Annotated in this window: 5 protein-coding genes; 1 reads left to right on the plus strand and 4 read right to left on the minus strand. The window is 66.6% G+C overall.

Annotated features, from left to right (window positions below; genetic code table 11):
• Positions 1 to 401 precede the first annotated feature (401 nt).
• The 3 genes from AC1DDO_RS04890 to AC1DDO_RS04900 are packed head-to-tail and all read right to left on the minus strand — an operon-like array spanning position 402 to position 8,000.
• On the minus strand, positions 402 to 4,124 hold the full coding sequence (locus AC1DDO_RS04890; protein ID WP_476867405.1) for a 1,4-alpha-glucan branching enzyme: 3,723 nt from the start codon (positions 4,122 to 4,124) through the stop codon (positions 402 to 404).
• A gap of 1 nt (position 4,125) precedes the next feature.
• Complete coding sequence (gene treS, locus AC1DDO_RS04895; RefSeq protein WP_441411086.1) at positions 4,126 to 5,922, minus strand: maltose alpha-D-glucosyltransferase; 1,797 nt, start codon at positions 5,920 to 5,922, stop codon at positions 4,126 to 4,128.
• A gap of 5 nt (positions 5,923 to 5,927) precedes the next feature.
• Complete coding sequence (locus AC1DDO_RS04900; RefSeq protein ID WP_476867404.1) at positions 5,928 to 8,000, minus strand: alpha-1,4-glucan--maltose-1-phosphate maltosyltransferase; 2,073 nt, start codon at positions 7,998 to 8,000, stop codon at positions 5,928 to 5,930.
• Between the two features lie 151 nt (positions 8,001 to 8,151).
• Between AC1DDO_RS04900 and glgP the strand changes: the two genes are divergently transcribed.
• A complete protein-coding gene (glgP, locus tag AC1DDO_RS04905; protein ID WP_476867403.1) occupies positions 8,152 to 10,770 on the plus strand; it encodes an alpha-glucan family phosphorylase in 2,619 nt (872 codons plus the stop codon).
• Positions 10,771 to 10,812: 42 nt separating this feature from the next.
• Here glgP and AC1DDO_RS04910 read toward each other — a convergent pair whose 3' ends face one another.
• On the minus strand, positions 10,813 to 11,169 hold the full coding sequence (locus tag AC1DDO_RS04910) for a barstar family protein (RefSeq protein ID WP_476867402.1): 357 nt from the start codon (positions 11,167 to 11,169) through the stop codon (positions 10,813 to 10,815).
• Positions 11,170 to 11,178 lie beyond the last annotated feature (9 nt).

The following is an 11,178-nucleotide window of genomic DNA, read 5'->3' on the forward strand; positions in this document are numbered from 1 at the left end:
AACCTGGTCAATTCAACCAATCCATTACAATAAATTGGTATCAACAAACTTGGCACACTATTGAGTTCTCAAACAACAGACACACCCGGCACCACCACAACCAACATTCAGTCGCGGATCGCTCCGGAGCAACTTTTCAAACTTACCCGGCCGCTTCACCCTTGTCAAATCGGCGTTCCAGACTCATTCTTGCCATTGGCTTCTGGGTCTTGGTGGCCGTTCAACTCCGGGGAGCAGCGCGGAAATAAACTCTACCACCACTTGGCCGAGCTGACAAAGCGGCCTGGAGCAGGGTGCTGAAAAGCCCGGAATCACGCGGATTCCGGGCTTTTCAGCGCGCCTTCGGTTGGCCTTCCAGCAGTGCCGGCGGCGGCGGCCCGTGTTTGGTTCGGGCGACGGGCCTAAGCGAGCGGCTTGAAGTAGGCCGCGCCGAGCGGCGGCAGGGTGACCACCAGCGTGGCAGGTTGTCCGTCGAGGCCCCCCTTGGTCGCAGTCAACGTGCCGGTGTTTTCAACCCCGGAACCGCCATAAGTGGCGGCGTCGGTGTTGAGCACTTCCTGCCATTTGCCGGCCGTTGGGACGCCGAGCTGGTAGTCCGTGTGCGGGCCGCCGGAGAAGTTCACGGCGCAGACCAGCGGGTTGCCGTCTGCGTCGCGGCGGATGAACGTCAGGACGTTCCGGTCCGAGTCTCCCCCGTTGATCCATTGGAATCCCTCGGGCTGGTTGTCCTGCTGGTACAGGGCCGGCGTGGAACGGTACAGCTCGTTGAGGTCCTTGGTCAGGAGCTGCATGCCGTTGTGCGCCGGGATGTCTGCGAGCCACCAGTCCAGGCCGTGCTGCTCCGACCACTCCGCTTCCTGGCCGAATTCTGTGCCCATGAAGATCAGCTGCTTGCCCGGGTGCGCCCACTGATATCCCAGGAACGCGCGCAGGTTTGCCAGCTGCTGCCAACGGTCACCGGGCATCTTGCGCAGCATGGAGCCCTTGCCGTGCACGACTTCATCGTGGCTGATTGGCAGCAGGAAGTTTTCCGAGAAGGCATAGACCATCGAGAACGTGATGGTTCCGTGGTGCCACCTGCGGTTGTACGGGTCCTCGGCCATGTACTGGAGCGAGTCATGCATCCAGCCCATGTTCCATTTGAGGCCGAAGCCCAGCCCGCCGCCGCTCGTGGGTGCGGTGACGCCCGGGAACGCGGTGGATTCCTCGGCGATCATGACCGCGCCGGGGTGGGTCTTGTACACCGTGGCGTTGACCTCCTGGAGGAAGGAAATCGCCTCAAGGTTTTCGCGGCCGCCAAAGCGGTTCGGCTGCCACTGCCCCTCTTCGCGGGAGTAGTCCAGGTACAGCATGGAGGCGACGGCGTCCACGCGCAGCCCGTCGATGTGGAACTCGTCGAGCCAGTAAAGAGCGTTGGCCACCAGGAAGTTGCGCACCTCCGTGCGGCCGAAGTCGAAGATCAGCGTGCCCCAGTCCGGGTGCTCGCCCAGGTTCGGATCGGCGTGCTCGTACAGGGCTTCGCCATCGAACCGGGCCAGGGCCCATTCGTCCTTGGGGAAGTGGGCGGGAACCCAGTCCAGGAGGACGCCGATGCCGGCTTGGTGGAGTTCGTCAACGAGGTGGCGGAATTCGTCCGGGTGCCCGAAGCGTGAGGTCGGCGCGAAGTAGGAGGTGACCTGGTAACCCCACGAGCCGCCGAAGGGGTGCTCGGCAACGGGCATGAACTCCACGTGGGTGAAGCCGAGCCATTTGACGTACTCGACGAGTTCCTTGGCCAGTTCGCGGTACCCCAGCCCCACGCGCCATGAGCCGAGGTGGACTTCATAGACGCTCATGGGTGAGTTGTGCGGATCGCGTTCGGCGCGGGCCTGCATCCACTCGGCGTCCTTGAACACATAGGAGGGCTCGACCACCCGGGATGCCGTCAGCGGCGGGATCTCGGTCCCGAAGGCCAGCGGGTCCGCCTTTTCCACCCAGAATCCGTGCCGGGTCCTGAGTTCAAACTTGTAGCACGCCCCTGCTACAACGCCCGGGATGAAGAGCTCCCACACCCCCGTGGAACCGAGGGAGCGCATGGAGTGTTCGCGGCCGTCCCAGCCGTTGAAGTCGCCCTTGACGCGGACTGCCTCGGCGTTCGGTGCCCACACGGCGAAGGACACGCCGTCGACGTCGCCCAGCGAGGACTTGTAGTGCTGGACGTGCGCGCCCAAGACATCCCACAGGCGCTCGTGCCGGCCTTCGCCGATCAGGTGCAGGTCCACTTCGCCGATGGTCGGCAGGTAGCGGTAGGGATCGTCCATGACCTGCGGCTCGTGGTCCTTGTAGGTCACTTCGAGCCGGTAGTCCGGCACGTGTCCGTGCTCGAGGGGTTCCATCACGGCCACCCACACGCCGCCCGCCTCGTGGCTCATGGGCACCGCGCCTGCCGACGTCACGACAGAAACCGATTCCGCCAGGTGCTTCACCGTCCGGATGGTGACGTGGCCGTGGTCATCAAGGTGGGCGCCGAGGACCGAGTGGGGCGCGTGGTGCTCGCCGGTGCCGACCCTCGCAAGGGTCTCACCGTCCACGGGCAGTGGTGCGCCGGGTCGATCGATACGTGCTGATCCTGTCATTTTTATACCTTCCGCTGCGGCTTCGGCGGCGACGCCGGAACCTGTACTGCCGAGGAGACGACGCGATGCGTTAACCGGAATGGAGAGCCAGTCCGGCCTGTTCCTTAGTTCGTAGATGACTTCGTAGAGGGCTTTGTCGAGCCACAGCGCCACGAAGAGCGGCGCATCGCGGTCGATGCTGCCGGGGATTACTTCGGCGTAGCCGGCCAGGAAGGCCTCCGCGCAGTCGTCCACCCATGTCCCGGGCACCACGGCACCGGGATTTTCGCGGACGGCGGCGCCGGCGGCGTAGTCGAAGGACCGGAGCATGCCCACGACGTCGCGAAGAGGGACGTCGGGGAAGTTGCGTTCGGAGATGGGACGCAACGGCTCGCCCTCGAAGTCGAGAATGGCCCAGCGCGGTGCGGCCCCGGGCCCGCCCGGGACGGAACTGCCCGGGACCTGCAGGATCTGCCCGAGATGGAGGTCCCCGTGGATCCGCTGGAGCGGACCGGCGCCGGTGCCTTCGAGCCGGCCGAGGAGACGGTTGAGCGCCTCTTCGTAAGGCCCGACGGCGGTGGACGCCTGGTTCCAGGACTGGCGGACGCGTTCGGCTACTCCCGGGGCGATGTCCTGGCCCGGCGCGGATTCGGCGGCTGTGCCCAGCGCCTCGGCGAGCCTCCGGTGCACGGTGGCCGTCGCGGCGCCCAGTGCGTGGGCTTCGGCGGTGAACCCGGTCCCCCGGCTGGCCGCGTCCACGGCGAGCCGCCAGGCGTCTAGTCCGCCGGCGAGGAATTCGTGCGCCACCGCGAGCTCGCCGCGCGCGGGACGGGCGGCTCCGGAGTGCCCCTGCCCGAGTGCGGCCGCCGGAGTCTCCCATTCCCCGGCCACCCAGCCAAGGGTCGCCGGGACCTCCTCCGTGCGCCCCGCCGTCAGCGCAGCACCGATTTCGACTTCGGGGTTCTGGCCTTCGGACAGCACACGGAAGAACTTCACGATGGCGACTGTGCCGCCGTCGTTGTCGTCGACGATTACCGAACTGTTCGACTGCTCGCCGGAGAGCACCTTGACCTTGCCCGTTGCAAACGGCAGGCGGTAGCCAGAGTCCACCAGGTGGCCGGTGGCGTTCCCCGACGGCGTGCTCCCGCCGTGGCGCATGAGCTCCAGCCAGGCGGCGACGAAGGAGGCATCATGGACGCCGTCGTAGACCCACCGGTGGGCGGCGTCGGCGCGTGTGCCGGGAAGCTCGCCGATCAGCGCCCGCTCCGCCCCGGGCAGGGGCTCCGGGTGGAAACTGAGCGGCACCTGGACGATGTCGGTCCGGCTGCCGCCGGGGGTGGGGTAGGACACCGCGAGCAGCAGCACCTCAAACTCCGCCGCGCCGGGGGCATCCTCGGCGCCGGCCCCGAGCCGCAGCCCGCCCACCGGCTCGAAGGTGAACTCCGCACTCTTGACCGGGAACCACCGCTGGTGCGGAAGCCAGGCGCCGAGCAATCCGCTCAGGGGCGGGGTAAGGGTCGGTCGAGTCATCTCAGCCTTCGATGGACAGGATGGGCATCGCCTGTGTGAACGGGGATGTCGGGTTGGAGGCTGCCGAACGGATCCGCAACCAGAAGAAATCGTGGCTGCCCAGCGTCAGCGTCAGCGTTCCGTCCTCGCCGATCGCAGGGAACGCCTGGCCGCCGAAAACGTCCCGGAGGCCCCGGCCGGCGAAGTTCGGCACCCGCAGCGTGGTCGCCACGGGGTGCTGGGAGAGGTTGAAGGCGCACAGGATGGTCTCCGCGTCCGCGCCGGCGGCGTTGCCTTCCGGGAGCTCCCGCAGGTAGGCGAGGACGACGTCGTGGTCGGCTTCCACATGCTTGAACGCGCCAAGTCCGAACGCGGGGTGGTTCTTGCGGACGCTCAGGATCTGCCGGGTCCAGCGCAGCAGCGAGCCCGAATGGGCGGCCTCGGCCTCCACGTTCGCCATGCTGTAGTTGTAGACCAGCGACTGGATCACCGGCAGGTACAGCTTGCCGGGATCGGCACTGGAGAACCCGGCGTTCCGGTCCGGGTTCCATTGCATCGGCGTGCGGACAGCGTCCCGGTCCTCAAGCCAAATGTTGTCCCCCATGCCGATCTCGTCCCCGTAATACAGGAACGGGCTGCCCGGCAGGGACAGCAGCAGGGCATTGATGAGCTCGATTTCGGAGCGGGAGTTATCCAGCAACGGCGCCAGCCGGCGTCGGATGCCGATGTTGGCCCGCATGCGCGGATCCGGCGCGTACCAGCCGAGCATCGCGGCGCGTTCGTCGGACGTGACCATTTCCAGCGTCAGCTCGTCGTGGTTGCGCAGGAACGTGCCCCACTGGGCGCCTTCGGGAATGTCCGGGGTGTCCTTCATCGTCTCGATGATGGGCGACGCCTTCTGGTCCCGCAGCGCGTAGTAGAGGCGCGGCATGATCGGGAAGTGGAACGCCATGTGGCACTCCGGTTCCTCCTCGGTGCCGAAGTACTCGACCACCTCGGCGGGCGGCTGGTTGGCCTCGGCAATGATCACGCGGCCCGGGTAGCTTTCATCGACCATCCGGCGTAGCTGGCGGAGGAATTCGTGGGTCTGCGGCAGGTTCTCGCAGTTGGTGCCCTCCTCCTCGAACAGGTACGGAATGGCGTCGGCCCGGAACCCGTCGATGCCCTGGTCCAGCCAGAACCGCACGACGTCGAAGAGCGCGTCGATGACCTTGGGGTTTTCGAAGTTGAGGTCGGGCTGGTGGCTGAAGAACCGGTGCCAGAAGAACTGGCGGCGGATGGGGTCGAAGGTCCAGTTGGATTCCTCCGTGTCCACGAAGATGATGCGGGCGTCTTCGTACTTTTCGTCCGTGTCGCTCCAGACGTAGAAGTCGCCGAAGGGCCCGTCCGGATCCTTGCGGGACTCCTGGAACCACGGGTGCTGATCGGAGGTGTGGTTCAGCGGCAGGTCGATGATCACCCGGACGCCCCGGGCGTGTGCCTCCGCCACGAGTCGCTTGAAGTCGCTGATGGTGCCGAACTCGTCCAGCACGGAGTTGTAATCCGAGATGTCATAGCCGCCGTCGCGAAGCGGTGACTGGAAGAACGGCGGCAGCCAGAGGCAGTCCACCCCCAGCCACTGCAGGTAGTCCAGTTTCTCGATCAGGCCGTGGAAGTCGCCCGAGCCGTCCCCGTTCCCGTCGGCGAAGCCCCGGACGAGCACCTCATAGAAGACCGCCTTGCGGTACCAGAGGGGATCGTGCTGAAGCCCGGGAGCGTTCAGTTCAAAGCCTCCCCTCGGGCTGAAGTGCTGGCTCGGGTTCTGCGGGCTGAAACTCACTGGCACTACCTCCGGATGCTAAGAATGTGTGCGGCCTCGACGTGCGGGTCCAAGCGGACGTAGTTGTACTCCCCCCATTCCCAACTTTCGCCGGTCAGCAAGTCATCGACCATGAAGCGGCCGTTGTGCGTGAAGTTCTCCGGGTCCAGGTCCAGCGCCGCCAGATCCAGGGACACGGTACTTTCCCGTGTGCCGTGCGGGTCCACGTTGACGACGATGATCACGGTGTCCTTGCTGCCGTCCGGAAGGATCTTGTGCTTGGAGTACACCACGGTGGAGGGGTCCGAGCTCTGGTGCACCGTCAGGTTCTGCAGATCCCCCAGGGCCGGGTGTGCGCGCCGGATCGCGTTGAGCCGGGTCAGGTACGGGGCCAGGGAACGCCCCGATTCGCTCGCCGCATCCCAGTCGCGGGACTTGTACTCAAACTTCTCGTTGTCGATGTATTCCTCGGCGCCGGGCCGCGCCACGTGTTCGTAAAGCTCAAACCCGGCGTACACACCCCAGATCGGGCTGGCCGTCGCGGCCAGGGCGGCCCGGATCTTGAAGGCCGCCGGGCCGCCGAACTGCAGGTATTCGGTGAGGATGTCCGGGGTGTTGACGAAGAAGTTCGGCCGGAAGTAGGCCGAAGATTCGTGGCTGACCTCCTGGAAGTACTCCTCCAGCTCCTCCTTGGTGTTCCGCCAGGTGAAGTACGTGTAGGACTGCTGGAAGCCGGCCCGGCCCAGCGCGTGCATCATGGCCGGGCGGGTGAACGCCTCGGCGAGGAAGACGACGTCGGGGTGTTTCTTATTGACCTTGCCGATCAGCCATTCCCAGAACCACACGGGTTTGGTGTGCGGATTGTCCACCCGGAAGACCTTGACGCCGTGGCTGACCCAGAGCAGCACGATCCGGAGAATTTCGTTGGACAGCCCGGCGGGGTCGTTGTCGAAATTCAGCGGGAAAATGTCCTGGTATTTCTTCGGCGGATTCTCCGCGTAGGCAATAGTGCCGTCAACTCGGGTGGTAAACCATTCCGGGTGGCTTTGCACCCACGGGTGGTCCGGCGCGGCCTGCAGGGCAAGGTCCAGGGCGACCTCCAGCCCGAGTTCGCCGGCGCGTGCCACGAAGGCGTCGAAGTCCTCGAAGGTGCCCAGGTCCGGGTGAATGGCGTCGTGGCCGCCCTCGTGGGAGCCGATGGCCCACGGCGAGCCGGGATCATGCGGGCCGGCAATGAGGGTGTTGTTCGGGCCCTTGCGGTGCTGGAGGCCGATCGGGTGGATCGGGGGCATGTAGATGATGTCGAAGCCCATGGCGGCGACGGCGTCGAGGCGCTCCGCCGCGGTGCGGAAGGTGCCCGAGGTCCATTCGCCGGTCTCGTGGTTGCGCACGGCGCCTTCGGAGCGCGGAAAGAATTCGTACCAGGAGCCGGCACCGGCGAGCGTTCGCTCCACCAGCAGCGGGTAGGGCTCGGAAACTGTCACCAGTTCGCGGATGGGCTGGCGTTCGACGACGGCGGCGACGTCGGCGCTGAAGCCTGCGGCGAGCCGCTCTTCGGGTGTCCGGGACGTATCGGAGAGGACGACGACGGCCATCCGCAGCGTCCGGCGGTCACCGGAGGGTCGCGAGGCTTCCTCGGATGCATCCGCAAGCAGTGCCGCGCCTTCGGCCAGCATGAGCTCGACGTCGATGCCGGCCTCCACCTTGACCTCGGCGTTGTGGTGCCAAGTGCCGTAGCGGTCATGCCAGGCCTCGATGACGAAGGACCAGTTGCCCGTTGCAGGCGGGGTCAGGAGGCCTTCCCAACGGTCCGTGCCCATCCCGCGGGGTCCGCGAGGCGGGGCCAGCCGGACCCGCTGCCGCTCTTTGCCGCGCGGGTCGAGCAGGACGGCGCTGACGCCGAGCTGGTCGTGTCCCTCCCGGAACGCGGTGGCTCCAACGACAATGGTTTGGCCCTCGACGGCTTTGGCGGGGAATTTTCCGCCGTCCACCGAAGGCTGCACGGCGGTGATCGGAAAGCGGCCAAATCGCAGGCCATCCGTGATCAGGGCCTTGGGCTTTTGCTTGGACACGGCGCTGGTTCGCGAGTTATTCGTCACAGGCTCGACGTTATCTACAAAACGGCCAGAATGCTAAGGCCCGCCATGTTTTCCGGAGGTTTGCGGTTCTGGCCGGACTGATATTCGTCATTTACAGGAAAGAATCTTAAAGCGGTTCCGGGGCACCGACTTGTCCGTTAGTGTTTCGCTCGTGAAGGCAATCCGCAGATTTACCGTCAGAACCGTTCTCCCGGAGTCCATCCGGCCGCTGGCCCGGCTCGCCACCAATCTCCGGTGGTCCTGGCACAGGCCCACCCGGGAGCTTTTCGAGTCGCTCAACCCCGGGATCTGGGCGGAGAGCGCCCACGACCCCGTGACGTTCCTGGGCCTGGTAAGCCGGGAAGAGCTGCAGCGCCTCGCGGCGGACCAGGACGTGGTGCAGCGCGTCCATGCGGCAGCCGACGACCTCGACCGGTACCTGGACCAGCCGCGCTGGTACCAGAGCCTCGGCGACGGCGCCCCCTCCTGCATCGCCTACTTCTCACCCGAGTTCGGCATCACCGAAGTCCTGCCCCAGTACTCCGGCGGCCTCGGCATCCTGGCCGGCGACCACCTGAAGGCGGCCTCGGACCTTGGCGTGCCGCTGATCGGCGTCGGCCTCCTGTACCAGGCCGGCTACTTCAAGCAGTCGCTCTCCCGCGACGCCTGGCAGCAGGAAACCTACCCCGTCCTCGACCCGGACGGGCTGCCCCTGACGCTCCTGCGCGAGGCCGCCCCGGACGGCAACGGCAAACCGGTCCAGATCTCGCTGCCCCTCCCCCAGGGCCGGCGCCTGCTGGCGCACGTGTGGCGGGCCGACGTCGGACGCGTTCCGCTGCTGCTGCTGGACTCCAACGTTCCGGGCAATGACGAAGCAGCCCGCGGCATCACGGACCGCCTGTACGGCGGCGGCGGTGACCACCGCCTGCAGCAGGAACTCCTGCTGGGCATGGGCGGGGTCAAGGCGCTGCGCGAGTTCCAGCGGCTCACGGGGGTCCCCGCGCCGGAGGTCTTCCACACCAACGAAGGACACGCCGGGTTCCTGGGCGTCGAGCGGATCCAGGAGCTGATGTCCGGCGCGGATCCGCTGAGTTGGGACGAGGCCCTGGCCGCCGGCCGGGCATCCACCGTGTTCACCACCCACACACCGGTCCCCGCGGGCATCGACCGCTTCGAAATTTCCCAGATTCAGCACTTCTTCGAAGCCGGCCTCGCCCCGGACGTCCCGGTGGCAAAAATCCTGGACCTGGGCCGCGAGGACTTCGGGGACGGCAACCCGTTCGTGTTCAACATGGCCGTCATGGGCCTGCGCCTGGCCCAGCGGGCCAACGGTGTGGCCAAACTGCACGGCGTGGTGTCCCGCGGGATGTTCTCCGCCCTCTGGCCGGGATTCGACCATTCCGAAATCCCGATCACCTCCGTCACCAACGGCGTGCACGTCCCCACCTGGGTGGACCCCCGGATCTCGGCGTTGGCGCGGGACCAGTTCGGTGCCGACGCGGAGGCGCAGGGCCGTTGGGACCTGGCCTACAACGTCACCGATGAGGACCTCTGGGCGCTGCGCCGGGAGATGCGAGTGTCCCTGGTGGAGGATGTCCGGCGCCGGCTCCGGGCCGCCTGGAAGAAACGCGGCGCGGCCGACGCGGAGCTGGCGTGGACGGATTCCGTCCTGGACCCGGACATCCTGACCATTGGCTTTGCCCGGCGCGTGCCGACCTACAAGCGGCTGACCCTGATGCTGCGCGACCCGGACCGGCTCAAGGCGCTGCTGCTGCACAAGACGCATCCCATCCAGCTGGTCATCGCCGGGAAGTCGCACCCGGCAGACGACGCCGGCAAGAAGATGATCCAGGACCTGGTCCGGTTCACCGACGACCCCGCCGTGCGGCACCGGATCGCGTTCCTGCCCAACTACGACATCGCCATGGCCCGGACCTTGTTCCCGGGCTGCGATGTGTGGCTGAACAACCCGCTGCGTCCGCTGGAAGCCTGCGGAACCTCCGGCATGAAGGCCGCCCTGAACGGTTCGCTGAACCTTTCGGTCATGGACGGCTGGTGGGACGAGATGTACGACGGCGAGAACGGCTGGGCGATCCCGACCGCCAACAACGACGCCTCCCCGGAAGAGCGCGACGACATCGAGGCGGCGGCACTGTACGAGCTGCTCGAAACGCAGGTGGCCCCGCGGTTCTACGGGCTGACCGTGTCCGACTCGGCCGGAGCCGCCGGGCCGTCCCAGCCGGGCCCGCAGAAGGTCCCCACGCACTGGGTCTCCATGATCAAGCACACCATGTCCCACCTTGGCCCGGCGGTTTCAGCGGAACGGATGCTCCGGGACTACGTCAATGTGCTGTACCGGCCCGCCGCGATCGCGGGACGCCACGCCGTGGCGGACGACTACGCCCAGGCCAAGGCCCTGGCGGCGTGGACCTCACGGATCCGGGCCGCGTGGCCGCAGATCCAGGTGGAGCACGTCGACTCTGTGGGGGTTTCCGAGGACCCGCAGATCGGCGACCTGCTGCAGGTCAACGCGTACGTGGCCCTGCGCGAGCTCTCACCGGAGGATGTCTATGTCGAGGTGGCCTATGGCCGGGCCGAGGACACCGACGAGCTGACGGACATCACGGTCGCGGAATTGAAGGCTGCGGAGGACCTCGGCAAGGGCCGGCACCTTTTCAGCGGCACCCTGGTGATTGACCGGTCGGGCTCCTTCGGCTACACCGTGCGGGTGCTGCCGAAGAATGAGGCGCTGGCGTCCAAGGCGGAACTTGGCCTGATCGTCAACGCCTGATCCCATCCTCACCGGCGCCTGACCGGCAACACCCGGCCTCGACTAGAGGCAGACGGCGATGACGTTCAGGCTGTTGCCGGCGTAGCCTTCGGCGTCCTGCAGCGTTTCGCAGATGACGCCGAAGGAGCGGTCCGCGCGGAGGGCGGCAGGCACCTGCCAGATGAAGGTGACCGGAGCCTCGCCGTCGTCTGTCACGGCATCGGCGACGTCGTGCAGGGAATCGTGCAGCGCGTCGAGGTCCGTGCCGTAGTCCTCGGGGGCCTCCAGGAGCTCGCTGAACGTGTCCAGGACTGCCTGTTTGGTCTCGACGGCGGGGACCACCACGGCGCGGCGGCCGGCGTCGTCGATCTGCTCTTTGAGCTCTTCGATGGTCCAGGTCTCTGCCGAGTAAATCTTCATGGGGTCCTT

It is taken from the genome of Arthrobacter sp. 10N43 (genome assembly GCF_056394525.1).